Origin of the sequence: Actinomyces minihominis (genome assembly GCF_900187855.1) — a bacterium.
Taxonomy (GTDB): Bacteria; Actinomycetota; Actinomycetes; order Actinomycetales; family Actinomycetaceae; genus Scrofimicrobium; species Scrofimicrobium minihominis.
Map to the genome: position 1 here is coordinate 22,251 of NZ_FYEG01000008.1, position 19,719 is coordinate 41,969.

The 19,719-nt window shown below is 57.2% G+C and carries 14 protein-coding genes; 3 read left to right on the forward strand and 11 right to left on the reverse strand.

Annotated elements, in window-relative coordinates; all coding sequences use genetic code 11:
* Positions 1 to 2,856 carry an excinuclease ABC subunit UvrA gene (gene uvrA / locus CS903_RS07865; RefSeq protein WP_099333008.1) on the reverse strand — a complete coding sequence of 952 codons (2,856 nt, stop codon included), beginning with the start codon at positions 2,854 to 2,856 and terminating at the stop codon, positions 1 to 3.
* 94 nt (positions 2,857 to 2,950) lie between these two features.
* Between uvrA and CS903_RS07870 the strand changes: the two genes are divergently transcribed.
* Complete coding sequence (locus tag CS903_RS07870; protein ID WP_099333009.1) at positions 2,951 to 3,289, forward strand: YciI family protein; 339 nt, start codon at positions 2,951 to 2,953, stop codon at positions 3,287 to 3,289.
* Positions 3,290 to 3,310: 21 nt separating this feature from the next.
* On the opposite strand, the gene CS903_RS07875 is transcribed toward CS903_RS07870, so the two are convergent.
* The 8 genes from CS903_RS07875 to polA all read right to left on the reverse strand — a co-directional run bounded on the left by CS903_RS07875 (position 3,311) and on the right by polA (position 16,336).
* On the reverse strand, positions 3,311 to 4,144 hold the full coding sequence (locus CS903_RS07875) for an alpha/beta fold hydrolase (protein WP_099333010.1): 834 nt from the start codon (positions 4,142 to 4,144) through the stop codon (positions 3,311 to 3,313).
* A complete protein-coding gene (locus CS903_RS07880) occupies positions 4,131 to 6,632 on the reverse strand; it encodes an HAD-IC family P-type ATPase (protein WP_242491811.1) in 2,502 nt (833 codons plus the stop codon). Before CS903_RS07880 ends, CS903_RS07875 begins: the two co-directional genes overlap by 14 nt.
* Entirely contained in the window at positions 6,632 to 7,657 is a 1,026-nt protein-coding gene (locus CS903_RS07885) for a TerC family protein (protein ID WP_099333011.1), read from the reverse strand. The genes CS903_RS07880 and CS903_RS07885 overlap by 1 nt, the downstream gene beginning before the upstream one ends.
* A gap of 245 nt (positions 7,658 to 7,902) precedes the next feature.
* Complete coding sequence (gene uvrB, locus CS903_RS07890) at positions 7,903 to 9,987, reverse strand: excinuclease ABC subunit UvrB (protein ID WP_242491812.1); 2,085 nt, start codon at positions 9,985 to 9,987, stop codon at positions 7,903 to 7,905.
* Positions 9,974 to 11,077, reverse strand: a complete 1,104-nt coding sequence (locus CS903_RS07895; protein ID WP_099333013.1) for a BMP family lipoprotein — start codon at positions 11,075 to 11,077, stop codon at positions 9,974 to 9,976. The genes uvrB and CS903_RS07895 overlap by 14 nt, the downstream gene beginning before the upstream one ends.
* 30 nt (positions 11,078 to 11,107) lie before the next feature.
* Positions 11,108 to 11,779 (reverse strand): dephospho-CoA kinase, encoded by a 672-nt coding sequence (coaE, locus tag CS903_RS07900; RefSeq protein WP_207203791.1) that lies wholly within the window; start codon positions 11,777 to 11,779, stop codon positions 11,108 to 11,110.
* Positions 11,780 to 11,898: 119 nt separating this feature from the next.
* Complete coding sequence (rpsA, locus tag CS903_RS07905) at positions 11,899 to 13,350, reverse strand: 30S ribosomal protein S1 (RefSeq protein ID WP_099333069.1); 1,452 nt, start codon at positions 13,348 to 13,350, stop codon at positions 11,899 to 11,901.
* Between the two features lie 244 nt (positions 13,351 to 13,594).
* Entirely contained in the window at positions 13,595 to 16,336 is a 2,742-nt protein-coding gene (gene polA / locus CS903_RS07910; protein WP_099333014.1) for a DNA polymerase I, read from the reverse strand.
* A gap of 34 nt (positions 16,337 to 16,370) precedes the next feature.
* On the opposite strand from polA, the gene CS903_RS07915 reads away from it, so the two are divergent.
* Entirely contained in the window at positions 16,371 to 16,748 is a 378-nt protein-coding gene (locus CS903_RS07915; RefSeq protein ID WP_099333015.1) for a PaaI family thioesterase, read from the forward strand.
* Here CS903_RS07915 and CS903_RS07920 read toward each other — a convergent pair.
* Complete coding sequence (locus CS903_RS07920; protein WP_099333016.1) at positions 16,745 to 17,338, reverse strand: ANTAR domain-containing response regulator; 594 nt, start codon at positions 17,336 to 17,338, stop codon at positions 16,745 to 16,747. The genes CS903_RS07915 and CS903_RS07920 overlap by 4 nt on opposite strands.
* A gap of 226 nt (positions 17,339 to 17,564) precedes the next feature.
* On the reverse strand, positions 17,565 to 18,407 hold the full coding sequence (locus tag CS903_RS07925) for a DUF4396 domain-containing protein (protein WP_099333017.1): 843 nt from the start codon (positions 18,405 to 18,407) through the stop codon (positions 17,565 to 17,567).
* Between the two features lie 1,022 nt (positions 18,408 to 19,429).
* Here CS903_RS07925 and CS903_RS09620 point away from each other — a divergent pair.
* Complete coding sequence (locus tag CS903_RS09620) at positions 19,430 to 19,564, forward strand: hypothetical protein (protein WP_277984880.1); 135 nt, start codon at positions 19,430 to 19,432, stop codon at positions 19,562 to 19,564.
* Positions 19,565 to 19,719 lie beyond the last annotated feature (155 nt).

Genomic DNA, 19,719 nt, shown 5'->3' on the forward strand with positions numbered 1-19,719 from the left:
CTAGGAAGCCAGAGCCCGCCTTGGTTGCAGGGCACCTGCCAGGTACTCACCCGTGTAGGTGCCCTTCACCTTCGCCACTTCCTCCGGGGTACCCTCAGCGATAACACGACCACCGAAACGACCGCCCCCGGGACCCATGTCAATCACCCAGTCGGCATTCTTGATGACATCAAGGTTGTGCTCAATGACCACCACCGTGTTTCCCTTGTCGACCAAACCCTGAAGGACGAGCAACAACTTGCGAATGTCTTCGAAATGCAGGCCCGTGGTCGGCTCGTCAAGCACATAGATACTGCGACCATTGGAACGCTTGTGGAGCTCTGAAGCTAACTTGACCCTCTGTGCTTCACCGCCCGAGAGAGTGGTTGCGGACTGGCCCAAACGAACATAGCCGAGTCCGACCTCCACGAGGGTGTTGAGGTGGCGGGCAATCCTCGGGATCGCGGAGAAGAACTCTGCTGCCTCTGCAATTGGCATTTCGAGCAGATCAGCAACAGTCTTGCCGCGGTACATCACCTCAAGGGTTTCTCGGTTGTAGCGCTTACCTTCGCAGACCTCGCAGGGAACGTAGACATCCGGAAGGAAGTTCATCTCGATCCGGATGGTGCCGTCGCCCTTGCAAGACTCGCATCGCCCACCCTTAACATTGAATGAAAAGCGCCCCGGACCGTAGCCCCGAATCTTGGCTTCCTGCGTCTCGGCAAACAGCTTACGAACGTGATCCCACACCCCGGTGTAGGTGGCGGGGTTCGACCTTGGGGTACGGCCAATCGGTGACTGGTCAACATGAACGATCTTGTCTAGGTGTTCGACGCCCTTGACTGACGAATGTCGTCCGGGCACAAGGCGAGCCCGGTTCAAACGGTTGGCGAGGGTGCGGTAGAGAATCTGGTTCACCAGCGTCGATTTGCCCGAACCAGAGACACCCGTAACGGCCGTCAGCGTTCCAAGTGGGAAGTCAACGGTGACGTTCTGTAGGTTGTTCTCTCGAGCTCCCCTCACGGTCAGAACGCGCGCCTTATCGTAGGGACGCCGCTCACTGGGAACACTGATTTCCCTTTTCCCTGACAGGTACTGCCCCGTCAGGGAACGCGGCTCGTTAACCAGGCCCGCAACGGGACCCGAGTAGACAATCTCCCCGCCGTACTCCCCTGCCTTAGGACCGATATCCACAACCCAGTCGGCCGCGTCCATCGTTTCTTCGTCATGCTCAACCACGATCAGGGTGTTGCCGAGGTCGCGCAGGTGCTCCAGGGTCGTGATGAGGCGCCTGTTGTCACGCTGGTGCAGTCCGATTGATGGTTCATCGAGCACGTAGAGAACGCCTACAAGCCCGGAGCCAATCTGGGTCGCCAGCCGGATGCGCTGGGCTTCCCCGCCCGAAAGAGTGCCCGCTGAGCGAGCCAGAGTCAGATAGTCTAGGCCGACGTCGACAAGGAACTTGAGGCGCGCATTGATCTCGTCAAGAATCGGCTTCGAAATCTGGGCTGCACGGCCGTCCAGTTCAAGCTCTGCCAGAAATTCCTGGGTCTCCTGGATTGAAGCTGCCGAGAGTTCAGCAATGTTCTTCCCACCAACGCGAACCGCCAGAACCTCGGGCTTGAGGCGGGCGCCGTTGCACGAAGGGCATGCCACCTCCCGCATGTAGCCCTGCATCTTGTCTTTGACGTAGTTCGAATCCGACTCATCCACGCGTCGCTCGATGAACTTCACGGCGCCTTCAAACCCGGTGGAGTAGGCCCTTTCTCGGCCCCAGCGGTTGCGATACTTGACGTGAACCTTGTAGTCGAGGCCGTAAAGGATCGCTTTTTGAACGTCCTTGGGGAGGTCCTTCCAGGGGGCATCAATGTCGAAGCCCATCTGCTTGGCGAGTCCCTCAAGGAGGCGCTGGTAGTACTTGGCGCTGGAACGCCACACCACAACCGCACCCTCGGCAAGCGAGAGGTCCTCATCCGGGACAATCAGATCCGGATCAACCTCTTGTTTCGCACCGAGGCCGGAGCACTCGGGGCATGAACCGTAGGGGGCATTGAATGAAAATGTCCGGGGCTCGATCTCTTCGAGGGCAAGCGGATGGTCATTGGGGCAGGCACGCTTCTCGGAGTAGCGGCGTTGGCGTGCAGCGTCGTCCTCAGCAATATCCACGAAGTCGATGGTGACAAGTCCATCCGACAGCTCAAGTGCCGTCTCAATGGAGTCGGTGAGTCGGCGGTGCAGACCCTCTTTGACGACCAACCTGTCAATGACAATGTCGATGTCGTGTTTGATGTTCTTTTCAAGGCGTGGGGGATTTTCGAGACGTACGGCCTCGCCGTCAACGATGGCTCGAACGTAACCTTTGGCCTGAAGCTCAGCGAACAGCTCGCTGTACTCGCCCTTCCTGCTGCGGACCACAGGGGCCAAAATCTGGAAACGTGTTCCTTCGTCGTTCTCAAGAATACGGTCGACAATCTGCTGTGCAGATTGGGCCTGGATGACCTCATCACAGATTGGGCAGTGCGCGATTCCCGCCCGGGCGTAGAGCAGCCTGAGGTAGTCGTGGACCTCGGTGATGGTTCCCACGGTGGAACGAGGGTTCTTTGAGGTTGACTTCTGGTCGATAGAAACGGCTGGAGAGAGACCCTCAATGAAGTCGACATCCGGCTTGTCCATTTGCCCCAAGAACTGGCGCGCATATGAGGATAGCGACTCAACGTAGCGTCGCTGTCCCTCAGCAAAAATCGTGTCAAAGGCCAGGGAAGATTTCCCGGATCCAGAAAGCCCGGTAAAGACAATCATCTTCTCGCGGGGCAGCTCAATGTCAACATTCTTGAGGTTGTGTTGACGGGCCCCGCGGACAATAAGTTCTTCGCTCACCAGACAGAGTTTACTAGTAGTCAGGGTCACTTAGTACAGGTGTTCGATCACAGTGAGCGCACTTCTCTCGTGGCGTCCATCCAAGCGGGGTTGCATGGGAGATAATGCTGACATGGGCTTTTACGTAATTCAGTACCGGTACCCCGCTGATCTCAAGTTCCTGGTTGAGGACTTCCGCCCGGGACACCGCACGCACATGCGCAAACTTCAAGCGGAAGGAAAGCTGGTTTCCTCCGGTTTCCTTCACGACGCCACATTCGATGGCGGGTTACTTCTTGTCCGGGCTGATTCAGCGCAGGAGGCTCGCGAGTACCTGGAGGGCGACCCGTTCTACGAGCACGACCTGATGGACGAACTGACCGTGCTGTCATGGGTCCCTACTCTTGGACCTGACGCACCCGGGTTCGACACCACTTTCCCCACCTTCGACTAGACGGAGAAAACGGGCACCGCTCTAGCGGATGCCTCTCATTTTCTCGGCCTGTGCCAGGTGTTGTATGAGGGCTGCGGCAACCACCTCTGGCTGTTCGACGGCCGTGAGATGGCGGGCATCGGGGACGATCACCACAGTGTGGGGAGCCGAGAGTTCGACTGCTAGGTGCCGTGCTGCCGCCGGCGGATTACCGGCATCGTCCTCTCCCGTCAGCACCATGCTCGGTGAACTCACCATTGCCAACTGGTCAGTGAGGTCAGTGTGAGCGATGATGCGGCAGCACTGGGCATATCCTGCGCGATCAGTAGAAAGGAAGATCTGCCGAATCTCCTGGACCTCTCGCACCCCGGGCCCGGCTGCGAACCTTCCGGTGAACCAGCGTTCCATCGTCCCATCCACCAGGGGGGCAACACCATCTCGCTCAACCTGGTCTGCCTTTTCTTTCCAGGCAGATGCCGGTGTGATCACGGGACCCGAATCAAGGACTGAGAGGCTAGCGGTCTCAAGGGGATAGGCACTGGCGTAAGCAAGGGACACCATTCCCCCGAGCGAAATCCCAGCAACATGAGCGTTGAGCACTCCGAGGTCTCGCAGTCCTCGATTCACCGCTAAGGCAGTATCCTTTGCTGTGGCTCGACCCCGGTTGAGCAGCTCCGACTCTCCGTGCCCGGGTTGCTCCCAGAGGATAACCGGGAGTCTTTCGGGGAGTAGCGGAAGCACCCACTGCCACATTTCTGCACTGGAACCGAGAGCATGGCCGAGGACCAGCGGGACCCTTCGACGAATTTGCTGTTCATTCTTGGAGCTAGCCGCGTAGAAGGCGAGCGGTGACGAAGGGGTGTCAAGTCTGAACATTGGAATGCGCCCTCCACTTTGATGTCACGCCATATGCCGTAGCAATCAGTATCGCCGCACAGAGACCCGCAATCAATATCACGTACCATTCACCACCGTGGGGCAGCTCCAACGCAAAGAAGCGGCGCACCGGTTCGATCGTCATCCCGATCACCGCCCCTGAAATCATCAGAACCACCAGGGTGATACGCCACCAGTTCCAGGGCCGTGCCAAAACAATCAGCAGCGCCATTGCTCCAATGATGAGAGAGATCGTTGCCCCGGTCTGTCCTAACTCAGTACCTTCCCCAAGTACAAGGTAGGCGGCGGAGGCCGCCATCGTCAGTATCGCTCCCGAGGGAACGGCGACTAGGAGAGTCCGACGGAGAAATCCTGGACGATACTTCTGAGGGTTAGGTGCCAGCGACAGGAAAAACGCCGGAACACCAATGGTGAAAGTACCGATGTAGGTGAGCTGGCGCGGAAGGAATGGGTATTTCCAACCTAGAGCCGCAACCAGGATCGCGAAAAGGATTGCGTAGGTTGTCTTGGAAAGGAACAGCGCCGAGACCCTTTCCATATTGGCAATGATGCGCCTGCCCTCTGCCACCACTCCGGGAAGGTCTGAAAATTTGCCGTTGACGAGGACGAGGCGTGATACCGCCTTGGTTGCCGGGGCAGCATTACCCATGGCAATCCCAAGATCCGCGTCCTTGAGTGCGAGGGCGTCATTAACACCATCACCGGTCATGGCAACGGTGTGCCCAGCTCGTTTTAATGCCCGCACTAGCTCGCGCTTCTGCTCCGGAGTAACGCGACCAAAGACATCGGTGTTCAAGGCTAGATCTTGGAACTCCGGGGTCTTCGGATCCGGAAGTTTACGTGCGTCTATGACATTGGAGACACCGCCGCCTTCGTGTCTGAGGCCAACTTCAGCTGCAATCGTCGCCACCGTCTCTGGGGCATCGCCTGAAATTACCTTGACCAGAACTCCCTGCTGGGCAAAGTACTCGAGGGTCTGCTTCGCGTCGGGGCGGATATCCTCCTCGAGAACTGCAATAAGTGCCGGTCTCAGTTCGGCTGGCAACTGCTCCTCACCCAGTGGGCTATCCGTGTAGGACAGGCAGACAGAACGGCGTCCGACTGAGCTGGCAGCAGAAACGGTCTCGTGAGCCCAGCTGTGATCCTGATTCCCATCGGCAAGCAGGATTTCAGGAGCCCCTAGCACCCAGGTTTTGGGAGCATCGGTTGTGCACGTCAGGTGCAGCGCGGACCATTTGCGGGCCGAGTTGAACGGAATCTGCAAGGCGTCTTCCGTAAAGGCGGTGTTGATTGAGGGAACCAGCTGCTTCACTGCCTCGGCGGTGGCGTTTCCTCCGTCGGCTACGAGGCTGGCAAGGACTGCTCTGGACAGTGCGAGACCATCGAACTTCTCCCCACCAACCAGGTAGGACTGCTGCAAGCCCTGCGGTGCATCCACGATCGCGCGACCGCGGATCTCACCCGTGGTCAGCGTTCCAGTTTTGTCCAGGCAGAGCACGTCGACTCGCGCCAGAATCTCCACGGCAGGAAGCTCTTGAACCAAGACCCCTCTACGCGCCAGAAGCGCAGCGGCCAGGCCGAAGTTCATCGAAGTCAGTAGAACGAGGCCCTGCGGGATCATCCCGACGATGCCGGCCACCGTGTAGACAATGGCAGTGGGCCAAGAGTCACCCCCCGCCCTCATTTGTGACCACAGCAGCAGCGCGAAAATCACGGGCAGGATGATGGTGACCCAGTGCAGGATGCGTTCGATCGAGTCTTGAATCTCGGAGTGCGCCTTGCTGAAGCGCCTTGCCTCTGAGGTGATCCGCTGCGCCCAGGCCTGCGATCCAACGACCTCGATCAGCATCTCTCCGGCGCCAGCGACAATGGCGGTCCCCGACATCAGGGTGTCGCCGGTCTTCTTTCGCACCGGGCGTGCCTCCCCCGTGAGGGCAGACTCATCGACCTCGAGTCCCCGAGCTTCAATGACCTGCCCATCCGCCGGAACCTGGTCTCCTAGACTCAGGCGGATTACGTCATGACTCACCAGTTGGCTGTTGTTGACTTCCTGCCACTGGCCATCACGCAGGACGGTAGAGGTCGGAGCTTGGAGAACAGCCAGTGAATCCAGCTCTTTCTTCGATCGCAGCTCCGAGAGTACCCCGATTGCCAGGTTCAGGACGAGGACGAAACCAAAGACAGCGTCGCGCCAGTCACCGAGTATGAGGACTGCTGCGGCACAGGTAAAGAGAATGGCATTGAAGGTCGTGAAGAGGTTGGCGCGAAGGATCGCACTGAGTGGCCGAGAGGTTGACTGGTCGACCTCGTTCGACTCCCCCGACTCATGCTTCGACCGTACCTGGGCACTGCTCAATCCACCGGCTAGAGATGCCAGCTGCTGATTGGACAGTGCCTCAGGCAGGACAATTTCCGCGTGTTCCCCTGTGCTATCCACAGGCTCAGAGACAAGACGCGAAGTAGACACTAGGCGATGCTGTCCGGTTCAGAGACTTCAGCTGAACCATTCTTCTTACGCCTACTGGCAATCAGAGAAGCGATGACCGTAATCGTGATGGTGCCAACGATGACGGCCAGAGAAAGCCCAATACCGATATCTGGAACGTTGAATGGTTCGCCACCGTTGAGGAACGACAGCGTGTTCTCATGCATCGCATGCAAGATCAGCTTGACTCCGATGAAGCCCAGGATGAATGCCAGGCCCCAGTGCAGGAACACCAGGCGCTGCAGAAGGTCATCAATGAGGAAGTAGAGCTGACGCAGACCAAGAAGAGCGAAAGCATTAGCCGCGAAGACAAGGTACGGCTCAGAGGTGAGGCCAAAGATAGCCGGAATGGAGTCGAGCGCGAACATGATGTCGGCCGAGCCAAGCGCAACTACGACCAGGAGAAGCGGCGTAATCAGAGTCTTACCACCGTGGCGGTAGAGGAACTTCTGACCGCGGAACCCATCGGTGACGGGAACGATCTTTCGCACCATCTTCGTCAGGCGGGTCTCGGTGTACTCGCCTTCATCAATCTCAACACTCACGGTCTCGGTTCCGGCCTTGACCTGGGTGTAAGCCGTGTAGAGCAGCCAGATTCCAAATAGGTAGAAGACCCAGGAGAACTGAGCAATGATAGCCGCGCCAACCAGGATGAAAATGAGGCGCAGGACAAGGGCGATGATGATGCCTGAAAGAAGAGCCTTTTGCTGGAACTCTCTTGGCACCCTAAACGAAGACATGATGATGACGAACACAAACAGGTTGTCAATCGAGAGTGCCTTCTCAGTTGCCCAGCCGGCGATGTACTGACCGGCATAGTCACCACCGTAAACAATCCAGATAAAGACGCCGAAGACGAGGGCGAGGGCGATGTAGGCGACCGACCACCAGGCGCTCTCTTTAAGAGTCGGGGCGTGCGGGGTACGGACGTGGCCAACGATGTCTACCGTTATCAATACAACGATAACGACAGCCAGGATCAGCCAGGATAGAAAGTGGACTTCCAATATTCCTCCGTGAGTGGGTACGACCAAGTAACTGAGGTCTTACCCACCTGAGACTCTGGCCTAGGTGTCAGCGCCGGGCGGAGCCTGTGACAGGCCTGGACCGTGTTGACGACGTTGACTTGTTGGATTACTCCCCTCAGAGAGCAATACTAGTGCCCAGCCCGCGTGCTACCGCTACCCCGCTCAAGTGAGACTTGGTACTAAGGTCCGGGGTTGATTGCCTTGGGCTCCCAGACAGGGCCCTTTCAGTTAGCACTGCGCATGGCTCGCAGTTCCTTTTTCAGATCTGAAATTTCATCACGAAGGCGTGCGGCCAACTCAAAGTTAAGTTCTCCGGCAGCTGCCTTCATCTGCTCGGTAAGTTCATCAATCAGTGCGGCGAGGTCAGCTTCGGCATGCGCCACTCCGCGGGAAAGGGGTGCTCCCCCACTTCGAGCCGAACCCCTGTCAACGCCCTTGCGATAGCCCCCGGCAAGCAGCTCCTCGGTGTCGATCTCTTCCCTCGCCAACATGTCGGTGACATCTGCGATCTTCTTGCGGATGGGCTGGGGATCGATCCCGTGCGCTTCGTTGTAAGCGATCTGCTTATCACGCCTGCGCTCGGTCTCTTCGAGTGCCGCCTTCATAGAATCCGTTATCCGGTCCGCGTACATGTGGACCTCTCCGGAGACATTTCGCGCGGCTCGACCAATGGTCTGAATGAGGGACCTTGTGGAACGAAGGAACCCCTCTTTGTCAGCGTCAAGGATGGCCACCAGGGACACCTCAGGAAGATCTAGTCCCTCTCGAAGCAGGTTGATTCCCACAAGAACGTCGAACTTCCCCTGTCTGAGTTCGCGAAGCAGCTCGACTCGCCTCAGGGTATCCACATCAGAGTGCAAGTACTCGACGCGCACGCCCCTCTCAGCGAAGTAGACCGTCAGATCCTCAGCCATCTTCTTAGTCAGCGTCGTGACAAGGACGCGTTCATTCTTTTCAACTCGGACTCGGATCTCTTCGAGCAGGTCATCGATCTGTCCCTCCGTGGGTTTCACGATCACCTTGGGATCTACAAGACCGGTGGGTCGAATAATCTGTTCAACCGGGGTCGGGTCCTTGGCCTGCTCATAGGGGCCCGGGGTTGCTGAGAGGTAGACCGTCTGACCGATCCTCTCGGTGAACTCATCCCACTTCAAAGGACGGTTATCAATGGCTGAAGGCAACCTGAATCCATGCTCTACGAGGGTTCTCTTACGAGCGGCATCGCCCTCGTACATTGCTCCGATCTGCGGGACCGTCACGTGCGACTCATCAATAATAAGAACAAAGTCATCCGGGAAAAAGTCGAGCAGTGTGTGCGGAGCTGATCCCGCCTCACGTCCATCGATGTGCCGCGAGTAGTTCTCGATTCCCGCGCAGGTACCAATCTCTCGCATCATTTCGAGGTCGTACGTGGTCCGCATCCGCAGCCTCTGGGCCTCGAGTAGTTTTCCCCGCTTCTCAAACCACTTGACCCGGTCCTCCATCTCTTCCTCTATTGACCTCATGGCCTTTTCCATACGTTCATGACCGGCAACATAGTGAGTCGCGGGAAAGATATGGATGGTGTCACATCGTCGAATGACATCTCCCGTCAGCGGGTGCAGGACCGAAAGGCTATCGACCTCGTCACCGAATAATTCGATGCGGATTGCCAGTTCCTCATAGACAGGGATGATCTCTATCGTGTCCCCTCGGACCCGGAACGTTCCCCTGGTGAAGGCCATGTCATTGCGGACGTACTGCATTTCAACGAAAGTCCGCAGCAGATCGTCGCGGGAGATCACATCCCCCACATCAAGGCGAACCATTCGTTTGACATACTCTTCAGGAGTTCCAAGACCGTAGATACAAGACACCGAAGACACCACGATGGTGTCGCGGCGAGTCAGAAGCGAGTTGGTTGCTGAGTGCCGCAGCCTCTCAACCTCCTCGTTAATCGAGGAATCCTTCTCTATAAAGGTATCCGTCTGCGGTACGTATGCCTCAGGTTGGTAGTAGTCGTAGTACGACACAAAGTACTCGACTGCGTTGTTAGGCATGAGAAGGCGGAACTCAGAGGCGAGCTGGGCGGCCAGTGTCTTGTTGGGTGCCATTACCAAGGCTGGCCGCTGCAGCTGCTCTATAAACCAGGCAGTCGTCGCCGACTTACCCGTACCGGTTGCCCCCAGCAGGACAATGTCCTGTTCTCCATCATTGATGCGCTTCACCAACTCTGAGATGGCGGTCGGTTGATCGCCGGAGGGTGTGAACTCAGAAATGACCTCGAACGGGGCCTGCTGGGGCAAAACCAGCTTTTTATCTTGGGGCACTGGGTGACTCCACCAAGATTTCTCCGCTAATGATCTGCTCACGAAGTGCCCCGAGCGCATCGTCTAGGTCCGCGGGAATCTTGTCTTCGAAGTCGTGCCACGGAGCTAGCCCAACACCGTTGTTTTCAAGGGAGCCAATGTAATCAGCGCCGGTCCAGTTCCCGTCAACTGCTTCAGAAATCGTGTCGTAAACGGCGTTCCCGATTTCTTTCAGGACCGAGGTCAACATCAGATCCGAGTAGTCAGGTTCTGAGTAGAATCCGTCAACATCGACCCAAACCACCGAGGTTCCCGGGTGCTCTCTAGCTGCCGCCAGCGCGCCGGTTGAAACTGAGCCAGCGACCGGCATGATGATGTCCACGCCCTGCTCAATCAGCTGGATACTGAACTGCTTACCACGAGAGATATCCTCGAAGTCACCGGTTGCCATGCCATCCTGATCGGCCTTGTTCCAACCGACAAGTTCAACGTCTGCTCCATTGACCTCGTTGTACTTGGAGACGCCATCTGCAAAGCCATCAGCAAACAGCATGGTCGGGGGCATCTTGCCACCGAGGAAGGTACCAACTTTCCCAGTCTCAGTCATCGCAGCGGCAGCGTAGCCGGCAAGGTAGGTCGCCTCAGCAGTATTGAAAACCAGGCCCTTGGCGTTCTCTATCTCAGGATCAGAAACTTCGTCAATCAGTCCGAAGAGGATATCGGGGTGGGCTTCTGCAGCAGCGTGAATGGCTTCACTGGCATCCCAGGAAACACCAAAGACCAGGTCACAGCCCTCCGAAACCATGTTTCCGATCTGAGGGACGTAATCGGCAACGGTGAAGGTCTCTGAAACAGCGATCTCAACACCCAGCTCAGCCTCTGCCCTTTTCAGCCCCTCATAACCGGACTGGTTGAAGGACTTGTCATCCAGGCCACCCACTCCGGCTACCATGCACGCTTTGAAGTCGACTGGAGCTGCGTCACTGCCCCCGGTCGAACCAGATTGCCCCTCTGTTCCCGTGGACGTTTCAGGGGTCGAACCACAGGCAGAGAGTGTGAGCGCCAACGCCGCCATGCCTGCGGTTGCCGCCGCCAGACGAGAAGTTTTCATTCGATGCACCTTCCAGGAGCTAGTTCGGGGTCAGGAATCCGGATGGATCCACGTCACAAACACTCTAGATGCTAGCTCCGACAATTCCGACTCACCACCGTGGTTTTCGATCCAAATGTTTGCAAACTGTCGCCGGACTTCATCTCCGATCTGCGCGTTTATCCGGGCTCGAGCAGAACTGGAATCCATCCCTCTGCCTTCAAGCCTCGCTACCCGCTGGTCCACCCCGGCCTGAACCATGATCACACAGTCAAAGTCTGCTTCCATCCTGCTTTCAACCAGAAGCGGCACATCGTAAACGAGAACTTCACCCGGACGGCCCCCTTGCCTCCAATGCTGAACCACCTTGGCGATCCTCGGGTGCGTGATTGCCTCGAGCACCTCCCGCTGCTCCGGACTCTCGAACACACGTTGGCCCAGCTGAAAGCGGTTCAACGACCCGTCCGAGTTGATCACGCCGGGGCCGAAGTGGTTTCTGATCTCTTCCAGTCCAGATGAACCAGGTTTAACTACCTCGCGCGCTACCTCATCCGCCGATAAAACGAGTGCCCCCTGCCTTGCAAGCTCTGCTGCAACCGTCGATTTTCCCGCTCCTATTCCACCAGAGAGTCCAACGTAAATAGGCCTGTGATTGGGTCTGACCCACGGGCGCAGCCAAGTAGCAACCGCACCCCCCACCCTGATCTGCTCCACCTCTTTCATCCCCCAACCCTACGACGCGTCTCCATTGCAAAACCAAAGGGGACGCCACCCTTAGGTGACGTCCCCTTTAGAGGTTCTCATTTTGTTTGAGGACCACTCCTCAAACAGCAGTCAGAAAACTAGTTTGCGTTGGTGAGCTTATCGCGCAACGCAGCCAGGGCCTCATCTGAGGCAAGCGTTCCACCGAAGTCTTCGGCTGCTGCAACCGGGGCTGGAACCTGCTCTTCCTCAGCTGCTTCCTCAGCTGCAGAGGCTGCAACCTGGGCGCGGTGTGCTTCCCAACGAGCCTGTGCCTCTGCGTACTGGGCCTCCCAGGCTTCACGCTGTGCCTCGAAGCCTTCCATCCACTCCTGAGTCTCAGGGTCGAAGCCTTCGGGGTACTTGTAGTTGCCATTCTCGTCGTACTCGGCAGCCATACCGTAGAGCGAAGGATCGAACTCATCTGACTCAGGATCCATACCCTCATTGGCCTGCTTCAGGGACAGCGAGATGCGGCGACGCTCGAGATCGATGTCGATGACCTTGACGAACACGTCCGAGCCAACCTTGACGACCTGCTCCGGCATCTCGACGTGGCGCTGAGCCAGCTCGGAGATGTGAACCAGACCCTCGATCCCGTCCTCGACCCGAACGAACGCACCGAAAGGAACCAGCTTGGTGACCTGGCCGGGAACAACCTGGCCGATGGCGTGCTGGCGGGCAAATGCCTGCCACGGATCTTCCTGAGTGGCCTTGAGGGACAGCGAGACACGCTCACGATCCATATCGACCTCAAGAACCTCGACCTCAACCGGCATTCCGACCTCGACGACCTCTGACGGGTGGTCGATGTGCTTCCAGGAGAGTTCAGAAACGTGAACCAGACCGTCTACGCCACCAAGATCCACGAATGCACCGAAGTTGACGATAGAGGAGATGACGCCGCGGCGTACCTGGCCCTTCTGAAGGGTGTTGAGGAAGTTCGAACGAACTTCAGACTGGCTCTGCTCAAGCCATGCGCGGCGGGAAAGAACAACGTTGTTGCGGTTCTTGTCCAGCTCAATGATCTTGGCGTCGAGGGTACGGCCGATGTACGGACCGAGCTCACGGACGCGACGCATCTCAACGAGAGATGCGGGAAGGAAGCCACGCAGACCGATGTCGAGGATAAGGCCACCCTTGACGACCTCAATGACGGTACCGGAAACGACGCCGTCCTCTTCCTTGACCTTCTCAATCTCGCCCCAGGCACGCTCGTACTGTGCGCGCTTCTTCGAGAGCAGCAGGCGCCCTTCCTTGTCTTCCTTCTGAAGAACAAGCGCTTCAACCTGATCGCCCACGGCGACAACCTCATCAGGGTCAACGTCGTGCTTGATCGACAGTTCGCGCGCCAGAATGACACCTTCGGTCTTGTAGCCGATGTCAAGAAGGACTTCGTCCCTGTCGACCTTAACTACGGTTCCTTCGACGATGTCGCCATCGTCAAAGTTCTTGATCGTCTCGTCAATTGCGGCGAGAAGTTCCTCTTCGGTCCCAATGTCATTGATGGCGACGATGGGGGTGCCTGCGGCGGCGGGGGAAGGATTGGTCATGAAGTTGTTTACTCCGAAACGGACAGTTTCAAATTGAAATGCGGACATTACTTAGCCATGTACTACGCCAAAGGCCTAGGCCCCCGAAATGCTGCGTCGCACATGGCACCCGACAATACTATCAGTGAGATTTGGCCTATTGGCAGACCGCCTGGTAACGGTTGCCTCACAAAATCCCACTTTTAGTCATCGAAGTAGGTTAAATAACAGCACGGCGGTGAGTAGCTCGCAACTTTAAGAAGTGCTAGTGGGCCGCTGCACGCCACGAATCTCCCTCACCAACTGCCACATCCAAGGGCACCGACATCTTTACTGCCCCACCCATGGCATCGGCTACCAATCTCCGCACCCTGTCAGCTTCACCGGGCGCAACTTCAAGAACAAGTTCATCGTGAACCTGCAAGACCATGCGTGATTGGAAGTCTCCATCGAGAAGTGCGGCCTGAACGGCAATCATCGCCACCTTGAAAATATCGGCCGCGGTGCCCTGGATCGGGGCGTTGAGCGCAGCTCGCTCTGCCATGTCACGCACGCGGCGCACCGAGGACTCCAGGTCGGGGAAGTAGCGCCTACGCCCGAACATGGTTTGCGTGTAGCCATCGATCCTGGCCTGTTCGACAACCTCACGCAGGTACTGGCCAATACGTCCGAATCTATCGAAGTAGTCGTGGTGCAGTCTTCGAGCCTCTTCCACCGAGATACCAAGCTGCTTTGACAAGCCAAACGGCGAGAGACCGTATGCCAACCCGTAGGAAGTGGCCTTGATGCGGTTACGGAGGACACTGTCGACCTCACTGATGGGAACGTCAAAGACCCATGCTGCCATGGTCGCGTGCAGGTCCTCACCTGAATTAAAGGCAGCGATCAGCGCCTCGTCCTCTGAAAGATGAGCCATGATGCGCATTTCAATCTGCGAGTAGTCGATGCTCATGAGCTCACTGAAGCCTTCACCCACCACAAAGGCCTCACGGATTCTCAGTCCGGACTCGGTTCGGGCAGGAATGTTTTGCAGGTTTGGATCAGAGGATGCCAGTCGTCCGGTTGCCGACGCAATCTGGCTGAAGGTCGAGTGGATACGTCCGTCGGGCTGCACTTCAGAAAGCAGCCCGTCAAGGGTTTGGACCAACTTGATCCGGTCGCGGTGGCGAAGTAGTGCTTCGAGGAAGGGGTGTCCGGTCTTTGCAAACAGGTCCTCAAGAGCACCAGCATCCGTTGTGTAACCGGTCTTGGTCTTACGGGTTTTGGGCATTCCCAGCTCCTCGAACAAGACCACTTGGAGCTGCTTCGGGCTGCCCAGGTTCACCTCGTGCCCAATGGCTGCGTAGGCATCTTCGGCTGCCTTCTCGGCTTGGCCCGCGTACTCCTTACGCAGGTCCTCAAGGACCTCTGTATCAACGGCAATGCCAGCGAACTCCATGTCAAAGAGAACCATCGAGACCGGGATTTCAATGTCCTTCAAGAGGCCATACGAATGGCGTTCCTCAAGTCCCGAACGCAACGGCTTGACCAGGGCGAGAACACTGACTGCATTCAATGCCGCGGCGTTGTGAGCCGGGCTCACCTGCTCCTCGAGATCGGTCTCACCTCGCGCCGCATCCACGCTGAACATAGCGCCGTCGTCCTCATCAACCTCCTGCGAACCAAGGTAGATTTCGGTCGTATTGCCGAGGCCGTAGTCCCGCTGGTTCGGGTTGCAGATGTACGCCGCGATCTCAGTATCAAACGCGGGCATCGCCATGTGCCACCCCTGCGCGATTAACCCGTGAGCCAGGGCCTTCCCACCGTGCACGACCAGGCGCGGATGATCAGCCAGGAACTCACCCAGAAGGCGGTCCTGTTCAGGTGAGATCTCCGCGGAGTCCACGACAACGACCGCCTCATCGGTCGCGAGGGCAAGAACGTCCAGCCGCGGCGAAGTTGGGGATAGATGACCGCTTCCCCAAAGCGCTACCTCTCGATCTGCGAAGCCTTCGAGAACCTCCGCGAGATCACGCTCAGAAGAGATCACCACGACCTCGTCTGGAAGCACAACCTGGGTCGGTCCCGCCTCCTCTACGACCTCGGTCACAGCCACATTGTCCCCCGACTCAACCGAGACCGTACCCCAGAAACGATCCATGGCCTTATGCACTCGTGTTCGCAACTGCCCAAACTCTAAAGTGTCGAAAAGGGAGGCCAGCGCCATCAGATCCGGCTCTTCCACACGGCACTCCTCCGGGCTGACATCCAGGGGCATATCTGTGACGAGGTGATTGAGCTTGCGATTACGAAGGACATCCGGAATGTGTTGTCGCAGTGCCTCACCTCGCTTGCCGCCGACTTCATCAGCACGTTCCAGAAGAGATTCGAGTCCACCGAACTTTGCCAACCATTGGGCAGCCGTCTTTGGCCCGACGCCGGGAATGCCGGGTAGGTTATCTGACGCCTCCCCAACCAGAGCGGCCAGCTCGGGGTAGGCAGCGGGTCTCACATCGTACTTAGCCTCCACCGCCTCGGGAGTCATGTAGTTGAGGTCGGAAGCGGAACGCCCCGGATAGAGGACCGTCACCCGGTCGTTAACCAGCTGGAACGTGTCGCGGTCGCCGGAGGCAATCAGGACCTCCATTCCCTCTGCCTTCGCGACCGTGGAGAGTGTTGCCAGCACGTCATCGGCCTCAAAGTTCTCAACAGTAATGGTGCGAACACCCATTTTTTCGAGGACGGCCTCAATTAGCTCAACCTGTCCCACGAACTCTTCTGGGGTCTTGTCGCGAGTCCCCTTGTACTCGGGATAGATTTCCGTTCGGAAGGAGTGCCTCGAAGGATCAAATGCGACGGCCACCAAATCGGGCTTCTCCGTGTCCAGAAGCTTGACGAGCATGGAGAGGAAACCGTAGACCGCATTGGTGTGCTGTCCTCCCGCAGCTGTGAAGGAGTCGGCGGGAAGCGCAAAGAATGCGCGGTACGCCATGGAGTGGCCATCGATGACAAGAAGTTTTTCGCTCACTCCCCCAGCCTAGAGCGCGGCTAGTGTTAGTTCCATGCCAGAGAAGAATGCACTCGGGGACAAACTCGGAATTGTCGCCCTTGAACTTACCGCCGAACACGCTGTCTTCACCATGCCGGTTGAGGGAAACACCCAGGTCGCCGGAGTCCTCCATGGGGGCGCCACAGCAGCATTATGTGAGAATGCGGCCTCCCGGGCTGCGAACGTTTACGCCCGCGAGAAAGGTGCTGTCGCAATGGGAACAGAGCTTTCCATCAGCCACCTGCGTCCCGGCCTACGCGGACTGGTAACTGCGACCGCCACGGCCGAACACCTCGGGCGGACTCGGACAGTTCACCGCGTCACGGTTAAAGATGAACGAGGCCGGTTGGTCTCAACCGCCCTCGTCACCAACATGATTGTGACCCGCTAGTCGCCAGCCACCTGGTCAATCACCGCGTCGGCAACCTCGCGCATAGAGAGGCGACGGTCCATTGACGTCTTCTGGATCCAACGGAACGCCTCGGGTTCGGTCATATCCATGCGCTTGATGAGCAGCCCCTTGGCTCGGTCAACGCGCTTACGCGTCTCAAAGCGTTCCGACAGGTCTGCAATCTCAGTTTCCAGAGCTTCAATCTGGCTCTGCCGCGAGAGTGCAATCTCAACTGCGGGAATGAGGTCGTTCGGCCCAAACGGCTTGGTGACGTAGGCCATGGCGCCCACTTCAGCTGCCCTTTGCACCAACTCTTTCTGAGAGAAGGCGGTCAGCATGACAACAGCCGTGGGGATCTCTTTCAGGATCTGCTCAGCAGCCGTGATTCCTTCAACCTTGGGCATCTTCACGTCCAGAACGCAGACATCCGGCTCAAGTTCGAGGGCCAGATCGATTGCCTCCTGGCCATCGGCTGCTTCGCCTACAACTTCGTAACCAGCAGCCGACAGAATCTCAACAATATCCAGCCTGATAAGGGTCTCATCTTCGGCGACCAGGACACGCTTGGCAGCGGACTCAGGTTTCGTCATGGGGTCTTCTCTTTCAGTTTGCTTTGCCCATCATCTTATAACCGCAATGACCTGACATTTGGAAACTTCGTACGACAGGGCCAATAATTGCCCAAACTCGCTGCCCGACACTTAGATAACGACGCCATATAGATTTCCGTCATAGAAATACTCAAACCAAAGGGGTACTGAAACTCCGAAAGTGGATCTTTCCTTCACATGGAGGCATAGCTGCTGCCCAGGCCCCCTACATTCGTTCCTTGATGCCGAACTTGATCAGCAACCAGTTCACGGGATAGGCGGTGCAGAAGCCCGCCAGCATGGCGATCTGCATCATGAACCAGAAGACCGGGGTGTTCGTTGCTACCTGCCCTCCGAGGAAGGTTGGGAAGATCCACAGCTGGCCGATTGCCATCGCCCCATACATTCCGATCTGCCATGCAGATAGAGACAACACATCGGCCTTTGCAGCAGTCTTGATGTTGCCCCAAATCCCGCGCTGGGGATTCATTGGTGAAATGGCGGCGTACTGGAACGTGATTCCAAAGAGCAGGGCCACGAAGTAGGAGATTACCCACCCCGCGAACAGGGGGTCCGTAAAAAACCATGACAGGCCCCCTACAACTGCGACACTTGGCACGAAAAAGATCAGCCATTCGACAACTAGGTCCGCCATAGAACACCCTGCCCCACAGTGGCTGGTCCCAATGAACACCGAAACGGGCATCGCGTGTGGCTTGCCCCTCATTCCCAGTGCGGGTTTCATCGACATTGCTGGCATGTTCGAAGACTTCATGGGTGCTGTAGGTTGGTCCCCCATGCTCATCTTCATCGTCTTCATCGGTTGGCCCTGCGGAGGATGTCCGCCCTCACCGCGCAGTCCTGCCCTGCCCCACCACAGGTAGGCTGCTACCCAACCGACGGATCCCCATAGGCCATCAATCGGCCAGACGAAGTCCATTACTCTCATGAGTTGAGGGCGACGTCTGACATCAATCGCAATGAATGCGGCACTCAGAACACCAAGGATCAAGCTGATAGTTGACAGAACTACCAGCCAAGTGGGCAGGTCGACACTGTGCAGTTGCATGGTGTTCCTTATGAAGTCGGACTAGTTCTAGAGAGCCAATCGTAGGTAGACACTGAAGTCACCCGCACCTGCAAAAGTCCCCGCACCGGCACATCTGGAGTTATCGCCGAATACTCGCCAACAACCCGCCATGACCACAAGCCATGCTCTTCAAGCTGATCCCTGGTAGCTTGCCGAAACCGCTCCCATTCATCTTCAGTCATGGCCGAAAGTATCCCGCGCGCCGAGTGGTCAGTCAGAACCTCACGTGTGAAGGACAAAAGATCGATCGGTGGTCGGTCGGCAAAAATCACCAGGTCACTCTGACGACCAGATCCATGAATATGCGAATGCACCCGATTGCAGACTCGATCGAAAGCACCAAACAGTTGTGCACTTGAGTACCTCATTCGGTCATCTGGTAGCACCCCGCTCCCAAGCCCTTTTATCTCCTTAGGCAAAGACTTGGACTCCCAGAGAACATCCAAAACTGCGGCACGGTGAGCGTCATATGTCCGCCCCTCACTCCGGGCACACACCTCCACAAACTCGTCAGTTGGAAACGCATCAACCGGGATCTCGCCATGAAACTGCAGATCCTTTACACCCGGTGGTCGAGAAGCCACTTGAGCACCGTGAGAGCTACGCGACCTACCTGAGGAACGCTGTCGTTCTTCAAGTTCAAAAACCTGCCGGGCCGTCCAAGGCCTGTAGTTCTCAGACTCAACCTCAGGATCACGCGTCCAAATGACCGCGTTCATAGCGCAATCAGAAATGCACTGCGTAGCTAGAGAAGACAGGGAGCGCGAAGATCTATCTGGGAACTCGATAAGGGAGTCACCAAAGCCTTTTACTTCGAGACGGGCGCCGACACTATCGCATAGCTCCACCGCAGCTTCCTTCAACTGAAAAGTAGAGTACCCACGCCGCGTCGCTGAGGCACGTGCGTGTTCCGTGGCTTCCGGACCGAAGTTGAAGAGAAGGTCACCATACGGTTCCTCAAAGAGACCGAGCCGGTCCAGAAAGGACACAATCTTCATCCGATGGGAGTGGTAGTCCTTTCCGGCCTTGTTATCGGCACACATCTCTATGTACTCATCGACCGGAAACCCACTGATGTCAACAACCATGTCTGCCTCCTCGAACCAGACCCGTCCGCAACCGTGCAGGCAGGCTAGTTGGTGCCTCCGACAAAATGGAGTACCCCCAAAACCCAACCCGATATCGGGGTTGATTTCAGGTTTTCACCAAGCGATTACAAGAGGACCTTCCGTACAACCAAGCAGTCGGAGCTCCCAAGCAACCAGGCACGCATACGAGCCAAAACCATCGG

Coding starts and splice junctions, on each gene's coding strand:
- CS903_RS07870 (WP_099333009.1), top strand. CDS start 2,951: ATGGGAGATAATGCTGACATGGGCTTTTACGTAATTCAGTACCGGTAC.
- CS903_RS07875 (WP_099333010.1), bottom strand. CDS start 4,144: ATGTTCAGACTTGACACCCCTTCGTCACCGCTCGCCTTCTACGCGGCT.
- CS903_RS07895 (WP_099333013.1), bottom strand. CDS start 11,077: ATGAAAACTTCTCGTCTGGCGGCGGCAACCGCAGGCATGGCGGCGTTG.
- coaE (WP_207203791.1), bottom strand. CDS start 11,779: ATGAAAGAGGTGGAGCAGATCAGGGTGGGGGGTGCGGTTGCTACTTGG.
- rpsA (WP_099333069.1), bottom strand. CDS start 13,350: ATGACCAATCCTTCCCCCGCCGCCGCAGGCACCCCCATCGTCGCCATC.
- CS903_RS07915 (WP_099333015.1), top strand. CDS start 16,371: ATGCCAGAGAAGAATGCACTCGGGGACAAACTCGGAATTGTCGCCCTT.
- CS903_RS07920 (WP_099333016.1), bottom strand. CDS start 17,338: ATGACGAAACCTGAGTCCGCTGCCAAGCGTGTCCTGGTCGCCGAAGAT.
- CS903_RS07925 (WP_099333017.1), bottom strand. CDS start 18,407: ATGCAACTGCACAGTGTCGACCTGCCCACTTGGCTGGTAGTTCTGTCA.
- CS903_RS09620 (WP_277984880.1), top strand. CDS start 19,430: ATGGGAGTGGTAGTCCTTTCCGGCCTTGTTATCGGCACACATCTCTAT.